Annotated in this window: 25 protein-coding genes and 1 pseudogene; 12 read left to right on the forward strand and 14 right to left on the reverse strand. The window is 69.3% G+C overall.

The genetic code is table 11. The features are described from left to right. Nucleotides 1-78: 78 nt before the first annotated feature. Complete coding sequence (locus AB0I94_RS04030; RefSeq protein ID WP_363307831.1) at nucleotides 79-3,414, forward strand: S8 family peptidase; 3,336 nt, start codon at nucleotides 79-81, stop codon at nucleotides 3,412-3,414. A gap of 40 nt (nucleotides 3,415-3,454) precedes the next feature. Here the strand turns inward: AB0I94_RS04030 and AB0I94_RS04035 are convergent, their stop codons facing one another. Beyond that, entirely contained in the window at nucleotides 3,455-3,826 is a 372-nt protein-coding gene (locus AB0I94_RS04035) for a nuclear transport factor 2 family protein (RefSeq protein ID WP_363307832.1), read from the reverse strand. Between the two features lie 51 nt (nucleotides 3,827-3,877). Here AB0I94_RS04035 and AB0I94_RS04040 point away from each other — a divergent pair, with 51 nt between their 5' ends. Both AB0I94_RS04040 and AB0I94_RS04045 read left to right on the forward strand, forming a co-directional pair. Continuing rightward, a complete protein-coding gene (locus AB0I94_RS04040) occupies nucleotides 3,878-4,297 on the forward strand; it encodes a helix-turn-helix domain-containing protein (RefSeq protein WP_363307833.1) in 420 nt (139 codons plus the stop codon). Further along, a pseudogene (locus AB0I94_RS04045) lies at nucleotides 4,294-5,063 on the forward strand (antibiotic biosynthesis monooxygenase). Before AB0I94_RS04040 ends, AB0I94_RS04045 begins: the two are co-directional and overlap by 4 nt. A 59-nt stretch (nucleotides 5,064-5,122) precedes the next feature. On the opposite strand, the gene AB0I94_RS04050 reads toward AB0I94_RS04045, so the two are convergent. Beyond that, entirely contained in the window at nucleotides 5,123-6,028 is a 906-nt protein-coding gene (locus tag AB0I94_RS04050; RefSeq protein ID WP_363307834.1) for a helix-turn-helix transcriptional regulator, read from the reverse strand. Between the two features lie 118 nt (nucleotides 6,029-6,146). Here AB0I94_RS04050 and AB0I94_RS04055 point away from each other — a divergent pair, with 118 nt between their 5' ends. From AB0I94_RS04055 to AB0I94_RS04065, 3 genes are all read left to right on the forward strand, one after another. Beyond that, nucleotides 6,147-7,205 (forward strand): NAD(P)-dependent alcohol dehydrogenase, encoded by a 1,059-nt coding sequence (locus AB0I94_RS04055; protein ID WP_363307835.1) that lies wholly within the window; start codon nucleotides 6,147-6,149, stop codon nucleotides 7,203-7,205. Between the two features lie 165 nt (nucleotides 7,206-7,370). After that, a complete protein-coding gene (locus AB0I94_RS04060; RefSeq protein ID WP_363307836.1) occupies nucleotides 7,371-7,709 on the forward strand; it encodes a DUF1330 domain-containing protein in 339 nt (112 codons plus the stop codon). Nucleotides 7,710-7,877: 168 nt separating this feature from the next. Further along, entirely contained in the window at nucleotides 7,878-8,264 is a 387-nt protein-coding gene (locus AB0I94_RS04065) for a VOC family protein (RefSeq protein ID WP_363307837.1), read from the forward strand. On the opposite strand, the gene AB0I94_RS04070 is transcribed toward AB0I94_RS04065, so the two are convergent. Beyond that, a complete protein-coding gene (locus AB0I94_RS04070; protein ID WP_363307838.1) occupies nucleotides 8,261-9,085 on the reverse strand; it encodes an alpha/beta fold hydrolase in 825 nt (274 codons plus the stop codon). The genes AB0I94_RS04065 and AB0I94_RS04070 overlap by 4 nt on opposite strands. Nucleotides 9,086-9,182: 97 nt before the next feature. Between AB0I94_RS04070 and AB0I94_RS04075 the strand changes: the two genes are divergently transcribed. Both AB0I94_RS04075 and AB0I94_RS04080 read left to right on the forward strand, forming a co-directional pair. Then, the gene (locus AB0I94_RS04075; protein ID WP_363307839.1) at nucleotides 9,183-10,139 is read left to right on the forward strand and encodes an aminoglycoside phosphotransferase family protein; all 957 of its coding nucleotides are present in this window, start codon (nucleotides 9,183-9,185) and stop codon (nucleotides 10,137-10,139) included. A gap of 182 nt (nucleotides 10,140-10,321) precedes the next feature. Continuing rightward, nucleotides 10,322-10,672 (forward strand): helix-turn-helix transcriptional regulator, encoded by a 351-nt coding sequence (locus AB0I94_RS04080; protein ID WP_363308285.1) that lies wholly within the window; start codon nucleotides 10,322-10,324, stop codon nucleotides 10,670-10,672. A 39-nt stretch (nucleotides 10,673-10,711) separates the two neighbouring features. Here AB0I94_RS04080 and AB0I94_RS04085 read toward each other — a convergent pair whose 3' ends face one another. From AB0I94_RS04085 to AB0I94_RS04100, 4 genes are all read right to left on the reverse strand, one after another. Further along, nucleotides 10,712-11,317 carry an ATP-dependent Clp protease proteolytic subunit gene (locus tag AB0I94_RS04085; RefSeq protein ID WP_363307840.1) on the reverse strand — a complete coding sequence of 202 codons (606 nt, stop codon included), beginning with the start codon at nucleotides 11,315-11,317 and terminating at the stop codon, nucleotides 10,712-10,714. A 5-nt stretch (nucleotides 11,318-11,322) separates the two neighbouring features. After that, the gene (locus AB0I94_RS04090; protein WP_363307841.1) at nucleotides 11,323-11,964 is read right to left on the reverse strand and encodes an ATP-dependent Clp protease proteolytic subunit; all 642 of its coding nucleotides are present in this window, start codon (nucleotides 11,962-11,964) and stop codon (nucleotides 11,323-11,325) included. Nucleotides 11,965-12,444: 480 nt separating this feature from the next. Next, on the reverse strand, nucleotides 12,445-12,699 hold the full coding sequence (locus tag AB0I94_RS04095) for a hypothetical protein (protein ID WP_363307842.1): 255 nt from the start codon (nucleotides 12,697-12,699) through the stop codon (nucleotides 12,445-12,447). An 86-nt stretch (nucleotides 12,700-12,785) separates the two neighbouring features. Further along, complete coding sequence (locus AB0I94_RS04100; protein WP_363307843.1) at nucleotides 12,786-12,956, reverse strand: hypothetical protein; 171 nt, start codon at nucleotides 12,954-12,956, stop codon at nucleotides 12,786-12,788. Between the two features lie 316 nt (nucleotides 12,957-13,272). On the opposite strand from AB0I94_RS04100, the gene AB0I94_RS04105 reads away from it, so the two are divergent. Together AB0I94_RS04105 and AB0I94_RS04110 are read left to right on the forward strand one after the other, a co-directional pair. Beyond that, nucleotides 13,273-14,580: a tetratricopeptide repeat protein gene (locus AB0I94_RS04105; RefSeq protein WP_363307844.1), complete on the forward strand. Its 1,308-nt coding sequence runs from the start codon at nucleotides 13,273-13,275 to the stop codon at nucleotides 14,578-14,580. After that, the gene (locus AB0I94_RS04110; protein WP_363307845.1) at nucleotides 14,577-15,092 is read left to right on the forward strand and encodes an NUDIX hydrolase; all 516 of its coding nucleotides are present in this window, start codon (nucleotides 14,577-14,579) and stop codon (nucleotides 15,090-15,092) included. Before AB0I94_RS04105 ends, AB0I94_RS04110 begins: the two co-directional genes overlap by 4 nt. A 121-nt stretch (nucleotides 15,093-15,213) precedes the next feature. On the opposite strand, the gene AB0I94_RS04115 is transcribed toward AB0I94_RS04110, so the two are convergent. The 4 genes from AB0I94_RS04115 to AB0I94_RS04130 form a co-directional block, all read right to left on the reverse strand. Then, complete coding sequence (locus AB0I94_RS04115) at nucleotides 15,214-16,026, reverse strand: SAVMC3_10250 family protein (RefSeq protein ID WP_363307846.1); 813 nt, start codon at nucleotides 16,024-16,026, stop codon at nucleotides 15,214-15,216. A 346-nt stretch (nucleotides 16,027-16,372) separates the two neighbouring features. Further along, the gene (locus tag AB0I94_RS04120; RefSeq protein ID WP_363307847.1) at nucleotides 16,373-16,786 is read right to left on the reverse strand and encodes a hypothetical protein; all 414 of its coding nucleotides are present in this window, start codon (nucleotides 16,784-16,786) and stop codon (nucleotides 16,373-16,375) included. 188 nt (nucleotides 16,787-16,974) lie between these two features. Next, nucleotides 16,975-17,685: a peptide-methionine (S)-S-oxide reductase MsrA gene (gene msrA, locus AB0I94_RS04125; RefSeq protein ID WP_363307848.1), complete on the reverse strand. Its 711-nt coding sequence runs from the start codon at nucleotides 17,683-17,685 to the stop codon at nucleotides 16,975-16,977. 188 nt (nucleotides 17,686-17,873) lie between these two features. Next, complete coding sequence (locus AB0I94_RS04130) at nucleotides 17,874-18,992, reverse strand: hypothetical protein (RefSeq protein ID WP_363307849.1); 1,119 nt, start codon at nucleotides 18,990-18,992, stop codon at nucleotides 17,874-17,876. A gap of 90 nt (nucleotides 18,993-19,082) precedes the next feature. On the opposite strand from AB0I94_RS04130, the gene AB0I94_RS04135 reads away from it, so the two are divergent. Continuing rightward, nucleotides 19,083-20,237 (forward strand): cystathionine gamma-synthase, encoded by a 1,155-nt coding sequence (locus AB0I94_RS04135; RefSeq protein WP_363307850.1) that lies wholly within the window; start codon nucleotides 19,083-19,085, stop codon nucleotides 20,235-20,237. A gap of 25 nt (nucleotides 20,238-20,262) precedes the next feature. Here the strand turns inward: AB0I94_RS04135 and AB0I94_RS04140 are convergent, their stop codons facing one another. From AB0I94_RS04140 to AB0I94_RS04150, 3 genes are all read right to left on the reverse strand, one after another. Next, nucleotides 20,263-20,517 (reverse strand): hypothetical protein, encoded by a 255-nt coding sequence (locus tag AB0I94_RS04140; RefSeq protein ID WP_363307851.1) that lies wholly within the window; start codon nucleotides 20,515-20,517, stop codon nucleotides 20,263-20,265. Beyond that, complete coding sequence (locus tag AB0I94_RS04145) at nucleotides 20,514-20,996, reverse strand: sigma factor-like helix-turn-helix DNA-binding protein (protein WP_363307852.1); 483 nt, start codon at nucleotides 20,994-20,996, stop codon at nucleotides 20,514-20,516. The genes AB0I94_RS04140 and AB0I94_RS04145 overlap by 4 nt, the downstream gene beginning before the upstream one ends. 195 nt (nucleotides 20,997-21,191) lie before the next feature. Next, the gene (locus tag AB0I94_RS04150) at nucleotides 21,192-21,695 is read right to left on the reverse strand and encodes a MarR family transcriptional regulator (protein WP_363307853.1); all 504 of its coding nucleotides are present in this window, start codon (nucleotides 21,693-21,695) and stop codon (nucleotides 21,192-21,194) included. A gap of 145 nt (nucleotides 21,696-21,840) precedes the next feature. Between AB0I94_RS04150 and ilvA the strand changes: the two genes are divergently transcribed. Beyond that, on the forward strand, nucleotides 21,841-23,070 hold the full coding sequence (gene ilvA, locus AB0I94_RS04155; protein WP_363307854.1) for a threonine ammonia-lyase: 1,230 nt from the start codon (nucleotides 21,841-21,843) through the stop codon (nucleotides 23,068-23,070). Nucleotides 23,071-23,182 lie beyond the last annotated feature (112 nt).

Below are 23,182 nucleotides of genomic sequence, written 5' to 3' on the forward strand. Positions count from 1 at the left end.
GATGTTCGACCCTGGGCAATACTTCCTGGTTCAGGGGCGAGAGCCCCTTGACCTCCAGGGGGAGACTTGCGCAGAAAAGTGAAGAGAGCCTACGGGGCCACGATCGCCACAGCGGCGGCCGTGGCCCTCGCCGCGGGCATGACCAGCCCGGCGTCGGCGGCGAAGCAGTCGCCGGACGCGGCAGCCGCACAGCCGGCGGGCCTCAAGAGCGCCGAACAGACCAGGCACCGCATCACCCTCATCACCGGCGACCGCGTCACCGCCGACTCCAAGGGTCGCGTCACCGCCTTCGAGCGGGCCAAGGGGCGGGAGCGGATACCCGTACTGACCAAGCGCGTCGGCGGCCACACCCTCGCGATCCCGGCCGACGCACAGCGCCTGATAGCCGCCGGCAAGCTCGACCAGCGGCTCTTCGACATCACCGAGCTGAGCAAGAAGGACAACCGCAAGGCCCAGAAGAAGGGCCTGAAGCTGATCGTCGGCTACAAGGGAGCGGCCGCCGGGGCCAGGTCCGATGTGCGCGCCGCGGGTGACACCACGGTCCGCAGGACCCTGAAGTCCCTCAACGCCGAAGCCATCACGACACCGAAGCAGGACGCCGGCGACCTGTGGTCCGCGCTCGTCGCGGAGAAGGGTGGCGCCACCGCGTCCGGCGTCAGCCGCGTATGGCTGGACGGCGTCCGCAAGGCGAACCTCGACAAGAGCGTGCCGCAGATCGGCGCCGACAAGGCGTGGGCGGCGGGCTTCGACGGCAAGGGCGTCAAGGTCGCCGTCCTGGACACCGGCGTCGACGCCACGCACGCCGACCTGAAGGACCAGGTCGTCGGCGCGAAGAACTTCACACCGGCGCCGGACGCCACGGACCGCTACGGCCACGGCACCCACGTCGCCTCCATCGCGGCGGGCACCGGCGCGAAGTCGGGCGGCAAGTTCAAGGGCGTGGCGCCGGGCGCCAAGCTCCTGAACGGCAAGGTCCTGGACGACAACGGCTCCGGCGACGACTCCGGGATCATCGCGGGCATGGACTGGGCGGCCGACCAGGGCGCCGACATCGTGAACCTGAGCCTGGGCGGAGGCGACACCCCGGGCGTCGACCCGCTCGAAGCTCAGGTCGACAAGCTCTCCGCGGACAAGGGCATCCTCTTCGCGATCGCGGCGGGCAACGACGGGATGCCCGGCAGCGTCGGCTCCCCGGGCAGCGCGGACGCGGCCCTCACGGTCGGCGCGGTCGACGACAGCGACAAGCTCGCCGGCTTCTCCAGCCAGGGCCCGCGCGTCGGCGACGGCGCCATCAAGCCCGATGTCACCGCCCCCGGCGTGGACATCACAGCCGCCGCGGCACCCGGCAGCGTCATCGACCAGGAGGTCGGCCAGAAGCCCGAGGGCTATCTGACGATCTCCGGTACGTCGATGGCCACCCCGCACGTGGCCGGCGCTGCCGCTCTGCTCAAGCAGCAGCACCCGGACTGGAAGTACTCCGAGCTCAAGGGCGCGCTGACCGCGTCCACCAAGGGCGGCGCGTACACGCCGTTCCAGCAGGGCTCGGGACGCATCGCCGTCGACAAGGCCATCAAGCAGTCGGTCATCGCGGAGCCGGTGTCCCTCTCCTTCGCCACACAGGCGTGGCCGCACACCGATGACAAGCCGGCCACGAAGAAGGTGACGTACAAGAACCTCGGCAAGGAGGACGTCACCCTCACTCTCGCCGTGACGGGCACGAACCCCAAGGGCGCCCCGGCTCCCGCGGGCTTCTTCAAGCTCGGCGCGAAGACGGTGAAGGTCCCCGCGGGCGGCACCGCGTCGGTCGACCTGACCACCGACACCAAGCTCGGCGGGACGGTCGACGGCGCGTACTCCGCGTACGTCGTGGCGACCGGCGGCGGGCAGTCCGTGCGCACGGCGGCAGCGGTCGAGCGCGAGGTCGAGTCGTACGAGCTGACGCTGAAGCACATCGGGCGCGACGGACAGGCCCCGAAGTACTACGACAGCGACCTGGAGGGCGTCTCCGGGCTCGCCGCCGAGAAGTCCTTCAACCCGTTCGACGCGTCCGGCACGGTCAAGATCCGTGTCCCCAAGGGCGGTTACGTGCTGAACACCGGCATGTACGCCGACCCGAGGGACTTCACCAAGGGCGCCGACTGGATCGCGCAGCCCAAGCTGAGCGTCACCAAGGACACGACGGTGACGCTGGACGCCCGCAAGACGAAGCCGGTCGACATCACGGTCCCGTCGGCGGACGCCAAGTCGCACTTCGCCACCGCGGACTTCACGGTCGACGCGCAGCGCGGCAGCTACACCTTCGGCTGGTGGCTCGACTCGTACACCAACTTCCGGTCCGCGCACCTGGGCCCGCAGGTCACCGACGGCTCGCTGTACCAGCAGTGGGACGGGCACTGGGTGAAGGGTGACGACGCCGAGTACGACACCGTCGCCGGAGGCAAGGTCAAGCAGGTGGCGACCGGCTACACCAAGCACTACAAGGCGTCCGAGCTGGCCACGGTGAAGGCGAACCTGGGCGCGTCGGCCAAGGGCAAGAAGGGCGCGTTCAGCGCCATGGGCTTGCTCCCCGGCAGCTCGAGCGGCTCCGCGATCGGCATTCCGACCCCGCTGCCCGGCACCCGGACGCTGTACCTGTCCACGGCCGACGACGTGAAGTGGAGAATGGACTTCGAGCAGCAGGCCGGGCTCGACCCGGACGGCTGGCCGATCGTCGACGCGGTCTACATCCTGGGCGCGGCGCAGAAGTTCGCGGCGGGCAAGAGCTACGAGAAGACGTTCAACACGGCCGTCTTCGGCCCGCGCATCGGCGGCGACTACGGCGTCTTCCGTCAGGACAACAAGATCGTCGGCAACCTGCCGCTGTTCGCCGACGGCAAGACGCACGCGGGTTCCTCGCTCTACTCGTCGGTCAGGACGACCCTCCACAAGGGCGCGACCAAGATCGGCGAGAACGAGGACCCGCTGGTCGGCAGCGCCCCGTTCAAGGTCCCGGCGGCCGAGGCCGAGTACAAGCTGTCGACGTCCGTGAAGCGCAGCGTCAAGGTGGCCGCGGCCTCCACCCGCATCGACGCGAGCTGGACGTTCCGCTCCAAGAAGGCGGAGAACGCGACGCTGCCGCTCTCGACGGCGCGGTTCGCCGCGGCGACCGACCTGAGCAGCAAGGCCAAGGCAGGCGCCACCCAGTCCGTGCCGGTGACCGTGCAGGGCGCGGCCGCGGGCTCGAACCTCAAGTCCCTTGCCGCGTACGTGTCGTACGACTACGGCCAGACCTGGAAGAAGGTCACCGTCAGCGGCGGCAAGATCAAGGTCAAGAACCCGGCGGCGGGTGAGGGGATCTCCTTCCACGCCAAGATCACGGACAAGAAGGGGAACAAGTCGACGCTGTCGATCTACAACGCGTACTACGGCAAGTAGGCCGGTGGTGAGTTAGCCGCACCACGCGCCCCGCGCGCGTCTAGGCGGCAACCGCGGCGCCGAAGGGACTGTCGATCACGTATCGCCAGTACCCGTCGGCGCCGCGGCGTGCCACGTCCGTGGCGGTGGATGCCACGATGCCCTGAATCTCCCAGTCCACGACGAGCAGCGCGATGTCGCCGCAGACGTGCACCTGGCGGGGGCGTACGGAAATGGGAAGACCGATCGCGAGGAACGGGCCGTTCTCCCTCGCGATGCCCGCGAGCCCGTGCACCGCCTCCCCCGACTCCGGCACGAAGGCGGCATGCTCCTCGTACAGTTCGTGCACCGCCCCCGGATCGCCGCTGTTGAACCGCTCGGCGAAGGCCGCGGGGACGTCCTCGGCACGGGTGGGAAGCGTCTTCGTCGTCATGTGCGAGCCTCCTGGAGTGGACCTGTGCCGGCAACAGTAGGAGGCCCCCTCGTGACTCACCGAACGGTAAGCCAGGCGGTGAGCCAGGCGGTGAGCCAGGGGCTCCCGGACGACCCCAGGGCCCGCGTCACGGCGCCCACGCCCGCCTGTCCCGTGGAGATCACCCTCGCCGCGCTGCGTGGCCGCTGGACCACCCTCATCGTGCGCGAACTGCTGCGGGCCGACTCCTACGCGTACAGCGAACTCGCCGCCGCGCTCCCGCAGTTGGCGGACAAGGTGCTGACAGAGCGGCTCGCCCAGCTGGTCGCCGCGGGTGTCGTCCTGCGCACCAGGACACCCGGCTGGCCCCCCACGGTCACCTACGAACTCACCCCCCGCGGAGAAGAACTCGGCCCGGTCCTCCAGGCGTTGTGGGACTGGGGAGCGCGCGTGCCGGCATCACCCACCGCAGAGGAAGCCGACGTCACATGACCGCCCACACCGTCGAGTACATCCGTTACCGCATCCCGCCCGAGCGTTCCGCGGAGTTCCTCTCCGCCTACACCCGCGCCTCCGTCCCGCTCGCGGCGGCCCCGCAGTGCATCGAGTACGAACTTGCCCGCTGCGAGCAGGACTTCGAGCACTACATCCTCCGCATCACCTGGACGTCGACCAAGGACCACCTGGAGGGCTTCCGGGGCTCGGAGCTGTTCCGTGGGTTCTTCGCCGAGATCCGCCCGTACGTCGAGAACATCGAGGAGATGCGCCACTACATGCCCACCGCCGTGCGCGGCACCGGCGCCTCGACCCCGACCCTCTACACCTGGGCGGGCGGCGAGGAGCGCTTCGAGCGCCTGACGGAGGTCTTCTACGAGAAGGTCCTCAAGGACGACCTCCTCGCCCCCTCTTCGAGGGCCTGCCCGCCGAGCACGCCCGGCACGTCGCCCAGTGGCTCGGCGAGGTCTTCGGCGGCCCGGCCACGTACTCCCAGGAGCACGGCGGGCACGCCGAGATGGTCGGCAAGCACCTCGGCAAGGGCATCACCGAGCCGCAGCGCCGCCGCTGGGTCAACCTGATGCAGGACGCGGCGGACGACGCGGGTCTTCCGACGGACGCCGAGTTCCGCTCCGCCTTCCTCGCCTACGTCGAGTGGGGCACCCGCCTCGCGGTCTACTTCTCGGGCCCCGACGCGAGCCGCCCCACCGACCAGCCGGTGCCGCTGTGGAACTGGGGGGCGGCGCCGCCGTACCAGCCGTGACACCGCCGTACCAGCCGTGACGCCGCGGCGGGCGCGTGCCGGAGGGCGCCCGGGAGGGGTTACTGCCCCGCGCCCGCCGCGCCGGCGCGCGTCGCGTCCGCTCCCCAGCTGGCCAGCAGCCGCAGGGCCTGCGCCGACGCCGAGTCGGGCTGCGCGTGGTACGTGACCAGTGACTGGTCGTGGTCGTCCGGCAGCCGCAGCGTCTCGTACGACAAGGTCAGGTCGCCCACCAGCGGGTGGTGCATGCGCTTGACGCCGTGGCTCTTCTCCTTGACGTCATGCGTGGCCCACAGGCTCCGGAACTCCTCGCTCTTCACGGAGAGCTCGCCGACCAGGGCCGAGAGCAGCGGGTCGTTCGGGAAGCAGCCCGCCTCCATCCGCAGGAAGCTCACCATGTCCGTCGCCTTCTGCTCCCAGTCCACGAACAGCTCCCGCGAGGCGGGGTGCAGGAAGCAGATCCGTGCCCAGTTCCGCTCCTCGGGCGGCAGGGCGCCCCAGTCGCCGAAGAGCGCGGCCGTCATGCGGTTCCAGCCGAGGACGTCCGCTCGGCGGCCGACCACGTAGGCGGGGATGCCGTCCATCGCGTCCATGAGCTGGAGCAGGGCGGGCCGCACCTGCTGGGGGCGGGCCGGACGCTTCTTCTTGTGCTGCTTGGGCTTGGCCAGGTGCGTCAGGTGGGCGTGCTCGGCGTCCGTGAGACGCAGGGCTCGCGCGATCGCGTCCAGGACCTCGCCGGAGACATTGCGGCCGTTGCCCTGCTCAAGGCGTGTGTAGTAGGCCACGGACACCCCCGCGAGCTGCGCCAGCTCCTCGCGGCGCAGCCCCGGCACCCGGCGGTGACGCCCGAAGTTCGGCAGCCCCACGTCCTGCGGCTGCAGCCGCGCCCTGCGGGTGCGCAGGAACTCGCTGAGCTCGGCGCGGCCGTCGAGGGGCTCGGGGGCGGGGGCGGGCGTCGGCTGGTCCATACATCCCAGTATCCCGGGTCGTACGCAGCGGAGCCTGTCCCCGCCAGTAGTAGGACCACTGGACGTAGGCAAGGCTGTGACCTGGGTAGATGTCAGCGAGCCTGGCAGCGTGGAGGTCATGACCGCACAGACCAGCACCACCACCGTTTCCGCCTACGCAGCCCCGTCCGCCAAGGCCCCCCTGGAGCGGATCACCGTCCCGCGCCGCCCCGTGGGCGCCACCGACGTGCTGATCGACATCAAGTACGCCGGCATCTGTCACTCGGACATCCACCAGGCCCGCGACGGCTGGGGTGAGGGCATCTTCCCGATGGTTCCGGGCCACGAGATCGCCGGTGTCGTCACCGAGGTCGGCTCCGCCGTCACCAAGTTCGCCGTCGGCGACCGCGTCGGCGTCGGCTGCATGGTCGACTCCTGCCGCGAGTGCGAGAACTGCAAGGCGGGCCTGGAGCAGTACTGCGTGCAGGGCAACGTGCCGACGTACAACGGCCTCGGCAAGGACGGCGAGCCGACCTACGGCGGCTACTCCACGCACGTCGTCGTGGACGAGGCGTTCACCGTCCGCATCCCCGACGGCCTCTCCCTGGACGTCGCCGCGCCGCTGCTGTGCGCGGGCATCACCACGTACTCCCCGCTCCACCGCTGGAACGCGGGCCCCGGCAAGAAGATCGCCGTCGTGGGCCTGGGCGGTCTCGGCCACATGGCCGTCAAGATCGCGCACGCCATGGGCGCCGAGGTCACCGTCCTGTCGCAGTCCCTGCGCAAGAAGGACGACGGCCTGCGCCTGGGCGCCGACCACTACTACGCGACCAGCGACGAGGCCACCTTCGAGCAGCTCGCGGGCTCCTTCGACCTGATCCTCTCGACGGTCTCCGCGCCGCTGCCGCTGGACAAGTACCTGGGCCTGCTGCGCTCGGAGGGCGCCTTCGTGAACGTCGGCGCCCCCGAGGAGCCGGTCTCCCTCAACCTGTTCTCGGTGATCGGCGGCGGCAAGACCCTCGCGGGCTCCATGATCGGCGGCATCCAGGAGACCCAGGAGATGCTGGACTTCTGCGCCGAGCACGGCTTGGGCTCCGAGATCGAACTGATCGACGCCGACCAGATCAACGAGGCGTACGAGCGTGTCCTCGCCAGCGACGTGCGCTACCGCTTCGTGATCGACGCGGCGACGATCTGAGACTGAGACTGAGACTGAGACCGAAACCGAGACTGAGGCTTGGGCACGCCGTCGATTGCGCCCGGGGCATTACCTCGGGCGTAATCGACGGCGTAGGCGCGTCCCGGCAGGATCGGAGCATCACATCCGAGCGATCCGCACGGGAACGACGTCCAGGAGGACCTCATGAGCGCCTACGCCATCGCCCATCTCCGGCCCACCGCTGAGCCCGGCGAGGACGTCTTCACCTACATCGAGCGGTTCCAGTCGACACTGGACCCCTTCGACGGCCGATTCCTGGTGCACGGCGGCCAGTTGGACGAGGTCGAGGGCTCCTGGCCGGGCTACGCCGTCGTCATCGCCTTCCCGGACCGCGCCACGGCCCACGCCTGGTACGAGTCCAAGGCGTACCAGGAGCTGGTGCCGCTGCGCACCCGCACCATAGTCGGCGAGGTGATCATCGTCGACGGCGTCGCCCCGGACTACGACCCGGCGGACATGGCGGCCAGGATGCGCGGCGCGTGACCGAAGCGGCGGCAGCGCGGCGTATGGCCAGAACTCGCCTCGGGCCGCGGCCCTAGGCCGCATTGCGGACCAGGCGGGGGGCCTTGTGACCGATGCCGGTCACGTGACCCGTGCCTAGTGTGGTGGGTGTCTTCACGGCACCCCGGACGCACAGGAAGAGGTCGCGCGATGTCCATCGAGCTCAACCACACCATCGTCACCGCGAAGGACAAGAAGGCGTCCGCCCAGTTCCTCGCCGACATCCTGGGACTCGAAGTCGGCCCGCAGTACGGCCCGTTCATCCCCGTCGAGATCCCGAACGGCGTCACACTGGACTACTTGGAGAGCGGCGGCGGGCCGATCACCCCCCAGCACTACGCGTTCCTGGTCTCCGACGACGAGTTCGACACCATCTTCGGCCGCATCAAGGACGCGCGGCTCACCTACTGGGCCGACCCGTACCACACGGTCGTCAACGAGATCAACACCAACGACGGTGGCCGGGGCGTCTATTGGGACGACCCGAACGGCCACAGCCTGGAGATCCTCACCAAGCCGTACGGCAGCGGGTCCTAGGCACCTGCCTCCGCCGGGACGTCGGGTTCCTCCGCCAGGAAGTCGAGCACGAGCGGCGTCGCGACGTCCGCGAACTCCTCGAAGTACGCGTGCCGCGCACCGGAGATGAGCCGCATCCGGGCCCCGGCCACGCGTTCCGTGAGCAGAGGCGCGTTGGCGGTCGGGTTGAACGCGTCGTCGGTGCCGTGCACGACGAGCGTCGGCGCCGTGATCCGCGCCAGCGCGTCCCAGGCGTCGTGCCGGGCGCTGGCCCGCAGATGGCGCCGACGGGCGTGCGGGGGCATGTCCGGATCGCCGAGGGTGTGGAACAGGGGCTCCTGCGGTCCGCGCTCCCGCTCGGCGATCCACTCGGGGGTGTACATCAGCTCCAGCAGCGCGCGGCGCGCGGCCGCCGGATCGCCCTGGCTGAGGGCCGCGCGCACCTCGGGCCCGCGCTCGACGCCGTGCGGCGCCCCCGGCGACGTACAGCCGAGGACGAGGCGGTCGACCCGCTCGGGGTGATCGGCGGCCAGCCACTGGGCGACTCGGCCGCCCATCGACGTGCCGTACACATGGGCGCGGTCGATCCCCGCGTGGTCGAGCACGGCGACGACGTCGCGGGCGAAGCCGGGCGTGCTGTAACTGTCGGTGTCGGGTCGGCCGCTCTCGCCGGTGCCGCGCCAGTCGAGTACGACGGTCCGGTACGCGGCGGCGAAGTCGCCTCGCACCGGGTCCCACCAGCGGCGGCTGTTGGACTGCCCGCTGAGCAGGACCAAGGGGCGGCCGGAGCCGTGGACTTCGTAGTGCAGGGCGGTGCCGTCGGCGGCTTCAGCGAAGGGCATGGGGTGAACGGTAGCCACCCGCCGTCCCCGATCTCACCGCCGGGGCGACAGGTCCCAGGGCGCCGGGCCCCAGGGCGACAGGCCCTAGGGTGCCGGGATGAACGGCACATCCATCGAGGTACCAGAAGGCTTCGCGCGGAGCACCGTCCAGCGTGAGGGCGAGCGGGGCAGGGCCTGGCTCGCGACGCTGCCGGGTCTTGCCGACGAGCTGCTCCGGCGCTGGGACTGCGAGCCGACGGAGCCGGCCACGCACGGGCAGGTCGGCATCGTCGTCCCCGTGAGACGGCGGTACGACGGGACGCCCGCCGTCCTGAAGATCTCCTTCCCGCACCCGGGCAACGTCCACGAACCGGACGCCTTCGCGGTGTGGGCGGGCCGGGGGGCGGTCCGCCTGTACGAGCGGGACGACGCGCGGTTCGCGATGCTCCTCGAACGGGTGGGTGCGAGGCTCGGAGGGGGGTCCGGAACGAGGTCCGGAGCGGGCGTGAGTTCGCTCGCGGACGTCGAGGACACCGACGAGGCGGTGACCGTGGCCGGGCGCCTGGCGCGCCGCCTCGCCGTGCCCGCGCCCGATGGGCTGCCTCGGATGAGCTCGCTCGTGGCCGAGTGGGAGTATGAACTGCGCGACGAGGACCGCGAGTTGGGCTCGCCGATGCCCGCGCGTGTGGTGGCCGCGGCGATCGCGACCGTGCGCGAACTGGGCAACGACCAGCCGGACACACTGATCCACGGCGACCTGCACTTCACCAACGTACTGAGGGCGGAACGCGAGCCGTGGCTGGCCATCGACCCCAAGGGCTACGTCGGCGACCCGGCGTACGACTCGATCACACTTCTGCGTACCCGCTTCGAGCCCCTGCTCACGGCTCCCGATCCGCGCGCCGCAGCCCTGCGCCGCCTCGCTGTCTTCGCCGACGCGGCGGAGGTGGACCGTGAACGGGCCAGGCGGTGGGCTCAGGCGCGGGCGGTGACGGCGGCGCACTGGGGGCTGCGGCACGGGGACCCCGCGTGGGTGATCACGGCGACGGAGGCGCTTGCGGAGGCGCTGACGTGAGGGGAGCGTCGGGGCGCTGACGTGAGGCGTCCGCCGGGGCGCCGACGTGACGGCGTTCGCCGGGGGCGGAACGCTGATCACTGCCCGGGGGGCCGGGCGGCTTCTACCCTGAGAAGGTGAGCAGCCAAGAGCGGTACCACGAGCCGGAGCAGGCCCCGAAGACGGAGCGGCAGGCCCGCGTCATCCCGTTGCGCCCCCGTGCAACTCCCGCCTCACCGACGGCGAAAGAGCCCCTGTGGCGGGACGTGGTCGGTGACGTGCTGCGTCGCGAGCGCCGTGCCCAGGAGCGGACGCTCAAGGATGTCGCCGACGCGGCCCGTATCTCGATGCCGTACCTCTCCGAGCTGGAGCGCGGCCGCAAGGAAGCCTCGTCCGAAGTTCTCGCGGCCGGCGCCCGCGCGCTGGGCCTGAGCCTGGCGGATCTCCTCTCCCTGGCCCAGACCGAGCTGATCCGCCACACGCAGCACACGCAGGGCAGGCAGCACACGCAGTCGGCGGGCCCGCGCCAGGGAGACGTCCGCCTGGCGGCGTAAGGCCGAGAGCTCCCCGGGATGCTCGCCGAGCCCCGGGATTCAGGCGGCGGCGAGCATCCGCCGACTGAGCACTTCATCGGCCAGCCCGTACGCCACCGCGTCCTCGGCGGTGAACACCTTGTCGCGGTCCATGTCCGCGCGCAGGGTGGCGACGTCGTGTCCCGAGTGACGGGACAGCACGTCCTCCACCTGCGAGCGGATCCGCAGCATCTCCTTGGCCTGGAGACTGAGGTCGGAGACCGTCCCCTGGTGGCCCCCGCTCGCGGGCTGCCCGAGCAGCACGCGCGAGTGCTCGAGAACGAACCGCCGTCCGGGGTCGCCGCCGGCCAGCAGCACGGCGGCGGTGGAGGCGGCCTGACCGACGCAGAACGTCGAGATCGGGGCGCTGATGAAGCTCATGGTGTCGTAGATCGCCATGAGCGAAGTGAAGGAGCCGCCGGGGGAGTTGATGTAGATGGCGACTTCGCGCTCGGGTTGTGACGACTCCAGGTGGAGCAGCTGGGCGATGACCACATTGGCGACCCCGTCGTCGATCTCGGTCCCGAGGAAGATGATCCGCTCCGAGAGCAGCCGGCTGTAGATGTCATAGGCGCGCTCACCCTGCGGAGTGCGCTCGACGACGGTGGGAATCGTGTACTGGCTCATGTCGGTCAGACCCCCAGTCCCATACGCGGCTTGCGGGCCGCGGGTCGTACATCGGCGAGCGAGTCGAGCACCCGGTCGACCATCCCGTACTCCTTGGCCTGCTCGGCGGTGAACCACCGGTCGCGGTCGCCGTCACGCGAAATGGTGTCCTCGCTCTGCCCGGTGTGCTCGGCGGTGATCCGCTCGACGGCCTTCTTCGTGAACTCCAGGTTCTCGGCCTGGATCGCGATGTCGGCGGTGGTCCCGCCGATGCCCGCGGAGGGCTGGTGCATCATGATCCGCGCGTTGGGCAGGGCGTACCGCTTCCCGGCGGTGCCGACGGTCACCAGGAACTGCCCCATGCTGGCGGCGAAGCCCATGGCGAGGGTCGACACGTCATTCGGGATCAGCCGCATGGTGTCGTAGATGGCGAGCCCCGCGCTGACGGACCCGCCCGGGCTGTTGATGTACAGACTGATGTCGGTGCGCGGGTCCTCGGCGGAGAGCAGCAGGAGCTGCGCGCAGACGCGGTTGGCGGAGACCTCGTCGACCTGGGTCCCGAGGAAGACGATCCGCTGGGTCAGCAACTGCGCGGCCAGATGGTCGTCGAACCGCGACGAGGGCGTCTCGCCCTCGGAGGCATGCGGGGCATTGACAAGGGGCGACATCGATCGTCCTCCAGACGGTGGGTGCGGTGCGGCGGTTCACCTGCGGACCGCTGCTCTGTCCCACCACCTTCGACCGACCACCCCCGCCGCGTAAGGCTTATCGCCCTGCAGCAGATTCGCTGACGGCAGAGGGGGCGCGGAGGTGCGGCTCCTTAGGGATGAGGGAAGCCGATCGGGCGGGACTGACGGAGTGAGGCCACGCCAACCCCGCCCTGCTTTACGTCGGCGGGCCCGCCTCACCCACCGCAGCATCAGTGATAGCGGCACTGAAGAACTGAAACGCTGACAGTTCGAACCCTGCATGGCGCGTCATGCCCGCGTGCTTGAGACACCACAGCTGTGCCTCGTCCGGATCGGCCGTATCCAGCGAGTGATGACTACAGACGAGGCATTTGCCGACATGCCACACACCTATCCCGGGCATGGCCGCAAGCGTCCATTGCAGCGGCACGTAGCGCCCCCGTTGCACGTCTCCCTCGCTCATCCGAACGCCCCCGCCGGAAGCTGCGGATCGTTGTCGTCGTCGCTGTCGTCCAAATCGGGTTGATCGAATTCCGATAGGCGATCTCCCCGGCTGTCTGCGATCCGGTGAACCTCCCGGAGCGACTCGGTCAACCGGGCGGTCACGTAACGGAGCTCCTCACGCGTGGCCTTGGGGTCAGCGAGCGTGTCCGCCGCATGCCCGAGAAGATCACTCGCCATGCCCAGCTGGATGCTCTCGATGTTGTCGGCCATTTGCGACATGAAGCCCGTACTCGGACCCACGAGAACGCAAGGGTTCCCCTCCAGCGTCGACCACGGCAGCAACCGAGCCTGATGCGTCATGCCGTCACCTCCACTCCATGGACAAAGCGTGGGCCGATACCCACGCCGTGCACGGCCAGCCACAGCTCACGCCACCGCGTCCGCTGCCGACGCTCCTCCTGCCGCCGCTCGCAGGCGACGAGGTATGGGCGCACCAAGCCGATGTCCTCGCCCCGCAGCACGGGCACGCGCGGCAGAGGCCTAGTTGGCGCATCGATGTCCCGCGCAGCCGGGCTTGGTCCGGGAGGCCTGTGGCGCCCCGTAGCGGGGAGGAGTAGCTGCAACAGCGGTCCGAAGACGCGGCGATACCGTCCGGCATGTCGACCTGCTTTCTCAGGTGGGCCGTGCCCCGGGACCGTCTCAGCGGTCGTCGGGGTCTGATCTTTCAGCCTTCCGACTGGAGTGCCTGAGAAGTAGCCCAAGCTGGATACCCACGGTGAGTAGCATCAGCCGATAACGAGTAGCACCGGCCAGCGTCTTGTCCTTCACTCCGGAGCGTCGCTCATGCCTACCTACGAACCGCCGCGCGAGCTTCCAGAGCGAGTTCTCAGCGATCCCGAGATGATCCGGGCTTGCAGCGCACGGGACTTCACTTCGGTCTTTCGATTCGTCAAACATCATGCGGGTATCTATCCGGCGCTCATCGCCCGACGCTGTGACCTCACCCCCAGCCGTGTCGGCGAAGTCCTCAGCGGCCGACGCATCGTGAAGGACATGAGCGTTGTCGAGCGCATCGCCGACGGTTTGCGCATCCCCGGTCAGATGCTTGGTCTCACCCAGCGAGCATGGGAAGGGAAGAGCAGAGAGTGTGAGTTGGCTTCCCCTGCGCCGCCGACGGTAAGAAAACACGTTCCGCCGTCAGTGTCGCCGGGCTCGCCGGACAGGACCGCAGTCGAGTCCTTCCGTGCGGCAGATCGCCAATTGGGAGGCGGCCACCTATACGGCTCCGTCCTGCTCTATCTGCACAAGGAAATGGCTCCCCGGATCTTCGGTAGCAAGCAAGCTCCGGATACTTCCCAGATGTTCCAAGCAGCGGCGGCTTTAACAGAGATGGCCGGTTGGATGGCGCACGACTCTGGCCGCAACGGTCAAGCGCGCGAGCACTTCACCAAGGCACTTCCGCTCGCAAGAGCCGGGGGAGACCGCGCGCTTGGCGCGAACGTCATGGCCAGCATGAGTCATCTGGCCCTACAACTCGGCCAACTTGAGGAAGCCGTCTCGCTTGCCCGAGCCGGTCGAGATCATGTGGCGTCGGGGCCTCGTGTGCCCACGCTGACAGCCCGATTGCACGCGATGGAGGCGCGTGCCCTGGCGCAGCGTGGAGAGGCCGAAGCCACCCGTCATGCGCTGGATCTTGCCGAGAGGGAACTCACCAAGGCGACTGACGGGACACCGTCTTACTGGATCAGTTCGTTCGACGACGCCGCGTTAGCCAGCGAAACAGCACTATCGCTCCAGGATCTCGGCACACTGCCCGCAGCAGTGGCGGCAGCAGAGAATGCCATTGCCCTACGAACGGGAGACCGCGCGCGCAGCCGAGTGTTCGGGCAGATCACATTGGCTAAGATCCGGACTCAGCAAGGTGAGGTAGAAGCCGCCTGCGCGGTGGGCCACGAATTGCTCATGGCCTGCGGCACGCTCGGATCGATGCGGATCACGCAGCAGCTCGACGAGCTTGCCAGTTCGCTCGCCCCGTATCGCGGTGAGCGGGTCGTGGCCCGTTTCCTAGACTGCCTGACAGCGGTGAACCAGCAACGCGCGCTGCTCCTGGCAGGAATCAGCGCGCCGCACGGCGGAGGTACGACCACGTGACCACACGGCCCCAGCCCGGAACAGCCGCGTGGGAAGCGCACCTGGCGGAAGGGAACGCGAAGCAGGCCCGCAAGCGGGTATCGGCAGACGTTCTCTTCCGAGACGAAGCCGGGCGGGTACTCCTGGTGAAGCCGACGTACAAGGAAGCGTGGGACCTGCCGGGCGGTATGGCCGAAGCCAACGAATCCCCGCAGGATGCCGCTCGCCGGGAGCTGAGCGAGGAGCTAGGGCTTTCTGCCCAACTCCGAGGGTTGCTGTGTGTCGACTGGGTCGCCCCACATGGACCGTGGGACGACCAGCTTGCCTTCATCTTTGACGGCGGCACGCTCACAGCACAGGAGACTGCCAGTCTCCGCCCTAGGGATCATGAACTCTCAGCTTGTGAGTTCTTTTCGTCGGACGATGCCTTGAGGCAGCTCCCGCCCCGGACCCGGCGCCGTGCCGCTCAGGCACTGAGTGTGCTTACAGACCAGAGCACCCGATACCTGGAGAACGGCGAAGCGATCGGCTAGGGATCCTGCCGGGACTCGCTCAGTGTCCCGCAGGCGCGAGACGCCGATCGGGCAGGAATACCCGTCCCGCCGATCCTGTGCTGTGCATCTTGGCGGGGCGTCTGCTCATGTCCGCAGAGGTTCAGGCTGTCTGGCGTCGGTAGTTCCTGTCGCGCTTGCGTGCGAGCCACGAATCGGGTTTGCGGTGCGAGCGCTCGACATACAGAGGGGTCGCCAGGATCAGTCTCTCTGGCCACTCTCGTTGTGTGCTGAGAAGCACTCGTGCATGGCCTCTAAGGCGCCCCTCTTGCTCAGCTGGATGCTGCCGAGCGATGTATCGGTAGACCCACTGGCAAACCTGCTCGGGATTGTTGAATCGTGTCCGATGGACTTCTGGGCTACTCAGGACCGGAGGTAGGTCGTCATTACCTGGGCTTTCCGAGTCCTCGATCTGCCGCACGAGCTTGTACAGCCACGTTGTGCCGGATCCCATCCACCCAGCTCCCAAAGGATCGTCCGGGCTGATGGGCTTACACCCTCCCTCGACGATGTGGCGTGCATCGCCACAGAGGAGCAGCTTCACAGGCTTCTCCTGACCCACTGTCTCTCCGGGGACGACTCCTGCGAACAATGCAACGTCCTGGACGGCTGGCACGCGACCGTCGCGTCCGCCCTTTGAGTAGCCCATGGGCAGGTCGAAACTGATCCAGTCCGGGTGGTTGACGTCGAGATTTGTGAAGGGTCTCGCCAGAGACTCCACATAGCTGAGCGCTTGATTGAATAGCGCGGGCAGGTTGTCCTCTGCGGTAGCTCCTGGAGTACTGGGACCGTTGGAGAAGGTGATCTTGGGGGACAGGGAGAGTTCGCCCGAGAAGGATCGATCTGGGGTGGGTAAGCCGACCCGGCAGAGTTCTTCCCGAATCTTGCGCTCCGACAAGTACACGAGATCTAGCATCCGCCCCTCCAAGCCGCTTCCGCTGAAACACGATGCCAGAGTTCGTGTCCCGCCGAGTGGTTACTCGTCAGCGGGCGCAATCCCTGCCGGGCAGGCCCGTCCCCAGTTCGTTTCTGACGGGTTGTCCAGCTCAAGCCCCGTACCGCCGATCCCGCAGCGCAGTAGCCGCCCGGGTTTTTGCTGCTCGAAAGATACTGCTGGGTCGATCAAGCAGCTTCAGTTCCTGCGGAGCTCTCAGCTCTTGTCCGGGACACAGCCGCGACGATCGCTCCTTGAGGCAGTCACCCGCTCCTGCCGACAGGCGCCAGTGCGCTCACGGGGGAGAGAACCCGGTACTTGGAGCACGTCAGACGGCGACGCCAGGTATCAGCGCCACTAGCCCAGATAGGAAACTGCCTGCTGCTGCCAGCGTGACGAGAGTCCCCTTGCCATCTGAGAACAGCCCAGAGCAGAACTCCCGTACGCGCCGCCGGAAGATCAGCATCTTGAGCTTCTGCCATCGATGCTGGTGGATGTGGCAGCCCATGAGGATGCCGGTTGCGTTGTTTCTGCAGCCGTCCTTCCGTCCTCTGACGGGTGCTCCGCAGGTCACCGGGGCTTGGAAGAAGGACCAGAGGAGGACAACGGCGGACAGGGCGATGATCGCTGCCGGGCCTGCGGCCTCATTGATCCACGCGGCGATGAGTAAGGCGCCAGCCAAGATGCCCCACCACTGCCCTAGACCGCCAAGCAGACTGCCTCTTTCCCCCGAAGTCGCCATGTTTGTAATCGTGGCGGCGAGCTTGATGGTTCACGCAGTAAGTGGGCGGTATGGCTGAATATGGCTACAGGACGGCTAGGGAGGACCCTGCGCAGTCACCGCGGCTGAACGATGCGTGGAACGGCTGTGCCGCCGTACTGACTCACAGTCGGCGGCACTGTCTGTTCGGTCGAGCGGGAGCTGAAGGCCTACTGCTCCGAGGTCTGTGGCGCCGGAGCGATCCCCGTCGGGCAGGCCCGGCCCCAGTTTGTCTCCGAGGGGCTGTCCAGTTGCAGGCCCGTGCCGCCGATTCCGCAGTAGCCGTCCGGGTTCTTGTCCAAGTACTGCTGGTGGTAGCCCTCGGCCGGCCAGAGCGGGCGGGGGGCCGCCGGGAGGATCGTCGTCGTGATCGTGCCGAGGTTGGCCGCGGTGAGGACCTGCTGGTACGCGTCGAGGGATGCCACGGCCGCGGCCTCCTGGTCGGCGGAGTGGGTGTAGATCGCCGAGCGGTACTGGGTGCCCACGTCGTTGCCCTGGCGGAAGCCCTGCGTGGGGTTGTGGGACTCCCAGAAGAGCTTCAGGAGCTCGGCGTACGAGACGACGGCCGGGTCGAAGACCACGCGGACCACCTCCGCGTGGCCGGTCAGGCCCGAGCAGACCTCCTCGTACGAAGGGTTCTCCGTGAAGCCGCCCTGATAGCCGACGTACGTCGTCCAGACGCCCTCCGTCTGCCAGAACTTGCGCTCGGCGCCCCAGAAGCAGCCGAGTCCGAAGTCCGCGATCTCCAGGCCCTCGGGGTAGGGACCCAGGAGCGGATTGCCGAGGACCGTGTGGCGGGACGGCACCTCGAATTCGGGGGTCGCGCGGCCCTTGAGGGCCTGCTCGGGGGTGGGGAGCTCGGGCGTACGGCCGAAGAGCATGGGGGCTTTCCTCCTGGGGCGGGATGAAGCGTGGTCGAGCGCGTGGTCGAGTGGCTCCTACGTCAACGTGCCCGGGGGAAGCCGCATTCCTGGGTCCGGAGGCCGGAGGCGGGAGCCCGGAGCCCGGACGTCCGGATACCGGGAAGTCCGGATGCCGCGACGTTCGAACGCCGGGGAGCCCGGACGCCTCAGTGCGACAGCGTCGCCGGGCTGCCGCCGTTCGCCTCGTACCCCGCGACCGCGAGCGCGCGGTACACCGCGTAGTCCGCGGCCGGGTCGTGGGAGACCGTCCAGGGCAGGGCGCCGACGTGGCCGTCCACGTGGACCAGCTGGTTCATCGCCTCGCCCCAGCGCTCGCAGCGGACCAGGAAGAAGACCAGGAGGTGCCGCACATGCGCCAGCATCGGGTCGTCCGGGCGGGCCGAGTGCACCGCGTAGAGCGCGCCCTCGACGGCCTTGGTGACGACCTCGCTCTCGTAGAAGCCGCGGACGAGGTTCACCTCGGGAAGGTGCTCGTACACCGCGAACAGGGGGGTCGCCGACAGGAGCGAGCCCTTGGGTGCGCGGGCCGCCGCGGCCTCCGCGAAGCTGTGCGCCAGCTCACGCGAGCCGTGCCACTTCTCGCACCAGTAGTGCAGGGCCGCAAGATGCGCCCCCATGTGCGCGGGCGCGCGGTCAAGGATCTTCAGCCACAGCTGCTCGAACTCCTCGCGCGGGTACGCGAGGCCGCGCGCGATCGAGAGCTCGATGATGTACGGGATGGGGTCGCCGGGGGCGAGGAGTGCCGCCTGCGCGCAGGCCTCCTTGGCCTCCTCCAGGATGATCCGGAACTCGTCCGTCCCGGACGTCGAGGACCGCCAGGCCTGCTGGACGAGGAACTCGGCGTGCACCGCCGCGCCGCCCGCGTCCTTGGGCGCCTCGGCCCGCCAGACCCGCAGCCACTGCCCCCCGGGCTCGTCGCTGACCCCGCCCGGCCGCTCCTGCAGCTCGAGGGAGGCGGCGCCCGCGAAGGCCTGCACGCGCTGCCAGCGCACCTCGCCGTGCATCTCCGTGCCCGCGAGCAGCTGCGAGGCCGCCTTCCAGCTCTGCGAACGCTGGACCACGTCGAGGACGTCCAGGAGGTCGTGGTCCGGACCCGGCATGCGGATGTCCAGCTCCTCCTGCCGCGCGAAGCCGTAGTCCGCCGGGTCCGCGGCGTCCGGTGAACCGGGGGCGACCTGGCGGATTCCGCCGCGCCTGCGCAGCAGCAACGGGCCAAGCACCGCCCCGATCATGATCGCCGCCATCAGCACCCAGAGAATCTCCATGAGTACAAGCGAACCAGACCGGTCTGACACTTGGCGAACCAGTCCCGAACTCGTCGGGTCTCCCGCCGTCCCGGACTAGGCTCTGGCCACATGAGTGACAGCTTCAGCAGTCAGAGTTTCGAGACCGTGGCGATCCATGCGGGCAATACGGCCGACCCGCTCACCGGCGCGGTCGTCCCGCCGATCTATCAGGTGTCGACGTACAAGCAGGACGGCGTCGGCGGACTGCGCGGCGGTTATGAGTACAGCCGCAGCGCCAACCCCACCCGTACCGCCCTGGAGGAGAACCTGGCCGCCCTGGAGGGCGGCAGGCGCGGGCTCGCGTTCTCGTCGGGTCTTGCCGCCGAGGACTGCCTCCTGCGTACGCTGCTCGCTCCCGGCGACCACGTGGTCATCCCGAACGACGCGTACGGCGGCACGTTCCGGCTCTTCGCGAAGGTCGTCTCCCGGTGGGGCGTCGAGTGGTCGGTCGCCGACACCTCCGACCCGGCGGCGGTACGGGCCGCGGTGACCGACCGCACGAAGGCGATCTGGGTGGAGACCCCCTCCAACCCGCTGCTCGGCATCACGGACATCGCCGCCGTCGCGCAGGTCGCCAAGGAGACGGGGGCCCGGCTCGTCGTCGACAACACCTTCGCGAGCCCCTACCTCCAGCAGCCGCTCGCGCTCGGCGCGGACGTCGTCGTGCACTCCCTGACGAAGTACATGGGCGGGCACTCGGACGTCGTGGGCGGCGCGCTCGTGGTCAGTGACCCGGAGCTCGGTGAGGAGCTGGCCTATCACCAGAACGCGATGGGCGCGGTGGCCGGGCCCTTCGACGCGTGGCTCGTGCTTCGCGGCATCAAGACGCTGGCCGTCCGGATGGACCGGCACAGCGAGAACGCGACGAAGGTCGCGGAGATGCTGTCGCGGCACGCGCGCGTGACGCGTGTTCTCTACCCGGGGCTCCCGGAGCACCCCGGTCACGAGACCGCGGCCAAGCAGATGAAGGCGTTCGGCGGGATGGTGTCCTTCCAGGTCGCAGGGGGCGAGGAAGCGGCGGTCGCCGTCTGCGACCGCGCGAAGCTGTTCACCCTGGGGGAGTCGCTGGGCGGCGTGGAGTCGCTGATCGAGCACCCGGGGCGGATGACGCACGCCTCGGTGGTCGGCTCGGCACTGGAGGTCCCCTCGGACCTGGTGCGCCTCTCGGTCGGCATCGAGGCCGCGGACGACCTGATGGCCGATCTGCAGCAGGCGCTGGGCTAGTCGCCCTCGGCGGCATCGGGCCCGGTCACCAGCGGGTGAGGGGTGGAGTCGTCTCTGACGGCGGCTCCACCCATGGCTGCTCGATCGACGCCCAGACCGCGAAGACCACGGCCGCCCCGAGCAGCAGGAGCCACAGCAGCCTGCGCAGCGCCCTTCTGCGGCGCAGCATGCGCCCGCCGCGGCGGACCGCTTCCTCGTAGAGGTCGGGCGGGGCCGAGGGGGGCGTGCCGTCGTCCAGGAGGTGGCGCACCGCGTTCGCCTTGCGGTCGTACTGGTTCATGACGGGGCCGCCTCTCCCAGCGGAACGGTCGGCGCCGGGCCGCGCGGCGGATGCAGCACTGTCTCCGTCGCGCGGGCGCAGATCGTCTCGACCCGGTCGGTGGGCAGGCCGAGCAGCGCCGCTGTCTGTTCCTCGGCGACGCCCTCGTACAGCCGCAGCACGAGAATGAGCCGCTCCTGGGGCGTGAGCCGGGCCAGGACGCCGCCGTGGCTCCGGTGCCGGCGCCAGGCGCCACGCGCGAAGCGGATGGCCAGCTGCTGGCGGGTGCGGTCGTACGGGTCCTCGCCGCGCATCCGGTCCCAGGTCGCGTACGAGTGCGCGAGTGACGCGGTCAACAGGGCACGCGCGCGTGGGTTGGCGTCCGGCGGCTCGGTGGTGAGCAGCGTCGCGGCATGGAGCAGCCGCCCTGCCGCGCCCGCGACGAACGCCTCGAACTCTCGGGCCCGGCGGGCGTTCTGGGACGCCTGCCGTTCGCGCACCGCGCCTCCCGCCTGGAGGGGGCCGGGCCCCCGGTCTCATATGAGGCCAGGCACATGGGCCAGGTCAAGAGGCAGGAACCCGCGGAGCCGTCGGCTTCCGGAAGCGGACCCCTTGAGTCCCGTCGGAACCCTTTGGTCCCTATAGACCTCTTCGGTCCCTACAGGTATTTCCCGGCCCCTGCCGACTCATCGGCCTCAGGAATCAGGCGTCTCCGGAGCCGACTGTGAGGTCTGGCGGGCGGAGAGCGCTGAATTGAAGCGCGTGAGGAGCGTGCAGAAGCTCTCGCGCTCCTCCGGGGACCAGTCATCGGTCAGTTCGGCCATGAGGTCACGCCGCGACGACCGCACCTCGTTCAGGCGCGCCTCGCCGCGCGGCGAGAGCTGCAGCACCACGGCACGGCCGTCCTCGGGGTGCGAGGTGCGCTTGACGAGCCCCGTGTCGACCAGCGGGGCGACCTGCCGGGTGACCGTCGAGGAGTCGATGCCCATGCTCGCCGCGAGCGCCTTGACGCCCATCGGCCCTTCCTTGTCGAGGCGGTTGAGCAGCAGGTACGCGGCGCGGTCCATGGAGTTGCGGACCTGTCCTACGCCGCCGAGGCGCGTCTGCTCCGCACGGCGGGCGAACACGGCCACCTGGTGCTGCAGCGTGTCGAGGAGGCCGGGATCGCTGGCGGTCGTCATGTCCGGAGTTGTGGGCATGGCCGGGGGCTCACTTCATGCGAGGGCGATGGGTTGGGGGACAGGGTACGCGGCCGGGACGCGGGGCGTACCAGCGCTGCGCAAACCAGTCTCGCCCCGTGGTCATCGCAGGAGGACCCCGGCGTGAACTGGAAGACTGGCCGTCATGAGCTACCGCACGCGTCACACCTTGCCTGCCGTCACCCTCGACGACGTGCGTGGCGCCCAGAAGATGCTCTCGGGCGTGTCAAGGATGACCGCGATGGAAGGCAGCAGGCACCTGTCGCAGCTGGTGGGCTCGCCGGTGCACTTCAAGTGCGAGAACCTCCAGCGGACGGGTTCCTTCAAGCTGCGCGGCGCGTATGTACGGATCGCGGGCCTGCTCCCCGAGGAGCGCGCGGCCGGTGTGGTCGCCGCGAGCGCGGGCAACCACGCGCAGGGCGTGGCCCTCGCGTCCTCGCTGCTCGGCGTGCGGTCCACGGTCTTCATGCCGGTGGGCGCGCCGCTGCCCAAGGTCGCGGCCACCCGCGAGTACGGCGCGGAGGTGCGGCTGCACGGCCAGGTGGTCGACGAGACGCTGGCCGCGGCCCAGGAGTACGCGCACGAGACGGGCGCGGTCTTCATCCACCCCTTCGATCACCCCGACATCATCGCGGGGCAGGGCACGGTGGGCCTGGAGATCCTGGAACAGTGCCCCGAGCTGCGGACCCTGGTTCTCGGGGTCGGCGGCGGCGGGCTCGCCGCGGGCATCGCGGTGGCGGTGAAGTCGCTGCGCCCGGACGTCAAGGTGATCGGCGTGCAGGCGGCGGGCTCCGCCGCGTATCCGCCCTCGCTCGCGGCCGGTCACCCGGTGTCGATCGAGAACCCGGCGACGATGGCCGACGGCATCAAGGTCGGGCGCCCCGGCGACGTGCCGTTCCGCATCATCGACGACCTGCTGGACGACATCGTCACCGTCTCCGAGGACGAGCTGTCCAGCGCGCTGCTGCTCTGCCTGGAGCGGGCCAAGATGGTCGTCGAGCCGGCGGGCGCGAGCCCTGTCGCGGCGCTTCTGAGCAAGCCGCGGGATTTCGAGGGTCCGGTGGTCGCGCTTCTGTCGGGCGGCAATGTCGACCCGCTCCTGATGCAGCGGATCCTGCGCCACGGCATGGCGGCGGCCGGCCGCTACCTCTCGCTGCGCCTGCGCCTCACGGACCGGCCCGGGGCGCTGGCCACGCTCCTCGGGGTGTTGTCAGTGGTCGACGCTAACGTCCTTGACGTGGGCCACGTGCGGACCGATCCGCGCCTCGGACTCACGGAGGTGGAGGTGGAGTTGCACCTGGAGACCAAGGGGCCCACGCACTGCACCGAGGTCGGTGCGGCGCTGCGCGAGGCGGGTTACACCGTCATCGGCTGACGCTTACAACGACGACAGCCCGCCTCGCGGGCGTCCGCCGTGAAATTCGCCTGCGTCCAGCCGCCGTTGCCCGCTATTTTGCGTTGTCCACAGGCTCGCCAACCCCATTGAA

This window comes from Streptomyces sp. NPDC050147 (assembly GCF_040660195.1).
Lineage (GTDB): Bacteria > Actinomycetota > Actinomycetes > Streptomycetales > Streptomycetaceae > Streptomyces.

Bases quoted from the DNA above. Each gene is read 5' to 3' on its own strand.
- AB0I94_RS04035 (WP_363307832.1), bottom strand. From the start codon at position 3,826: ATGACGACGAAGACGCTTCCCACCCGTGCCGAGGACGTCCCCGCGGCC.
- AB0I94_RS04050 (WP_363307834.1), bottom strand. From the start codon at position 6,028: ATGGACCAGCCGACGCCCGCCCCCGCCCCCGAGCCCCTCGACGGCCGC.
- AB0I94_RS04055 (WP_363307835.1), top strand. From the start codon at position 6,147: ATGACCGCACAGACCAGCACCACCACCGTTTCCGCCTACGCAGCCCCG.
- AB0I94_RS04060 (WP_363307836.1), top strand. From the start codon at position 7,371: ATGAGCGCCTACGCCATCGCCCATCTCCGGCCCACCGCTGAGCCCGGC.
- AB0I94_RS04065 (WP_363307837.1), top strand. From the start codon at position 7,878: ATGTCCATCGAGCTCAACCACACCATCGTCACCGCGAAGGACAAGAAG.
- AB0I94_RS04070 (WP_363307838.1), bottom strand. From the start codon at position 9,085: ATGCCCTTCGCTGAAGCCGCCGACGGCACCGCCCTGCACTACGAAGTC.
- AB0I94_RS04075 (WP_363307839.1), top strand. From the start codon at position 9,183: ATGAACGGCACATCCATCGAGGTACCAGAAGGCTTCGCGCGGAGCACC.
- AB0I94_RS04085 (WP_363307840.1), bottom strand. From the start codon at position 11,317: ATGAGCCAGTACACGATTCCCACCGTCGTCGAGCGCACTCCGCAGGGT.
- AB0I94_RS04090 (WP_363307841.1), bottom strand. From the start codon at position 11,964: ATGTCGCCCCTTGTCAATGCCCCGCATGCCTCCGAGGGCGAGACGCCC.
- AB0I94_RS04095 (WP_363307842.1), bottom strand. From the start codon at position 12,699: ATGGCCGACAACATCGAGAGCATCCAGCTGGGCATGGCGAGTGATCTT.
- AB0I94_RS04105 (WP_363307844.1), top strand. From the start codon at position 13,273: ATGCCTACCTACGAACCGCCGCGCGAGCTTCCAGAGCGAGTTCTCAGC.
- AB0I94_RS04115 (WP_363307846.1), bottom strand. From the start codon at position 16,026: ATGCTAGATCTCGTGTACTTGTCGGAGCGCAAGATTCGGGAAGAACTC.
- AB0I94_RS04120 (WP_363307847.1), bottom strand. From the start codon at position 16,786: ATGGCGACTTCGGGGGAAAGAGGCAGTCTGCTTGGCGGTCTAGGGCAG.
- msrA (WP_363307848.1), bottom strand. From the start codon at position 17,685: ATGCTCTTCGGCCGTACGCCCGAGCTCCCCACCCCCGAGCAGGCCCTC.
- AB0I94_RS04130 (WP_363307849.1), bottom strand. From the start codon at position 18,992: ATGGAGATTCTCTGGGTGCTGATGGCGGCGATCATGATCGGGGCGGTG.
- AB0I94_RS04135 (WP_363307850.1), top strand. From the start codon at position 19,083: ATGAGTGACAGCTTCAGCAGTCAGAGTTTCGAGACCGTGGCGATCCAT.
- AB0I94_RS04140 (WP_363307851.1), bottom strand. From the start codon at position 20,517: ATGAACCAGTACGACCGCAAGGCGAACGCGGTGCGCCACCTCCTGGAC.
- AB0I94_RS04150 (WP_363307853.1), bottom strand. From the start codon at position 21,695: ATGCCCACAACTCCGGACATGACGACCGCCAGCGATCCCGGCCTCCTC.
- ilvA (WP_363307854.1), top strand. From the start codon at position 21,841: ATGAGCTACCGCACGCGTCACACCTTGCCTGCCGTCACCCTCGACGAC.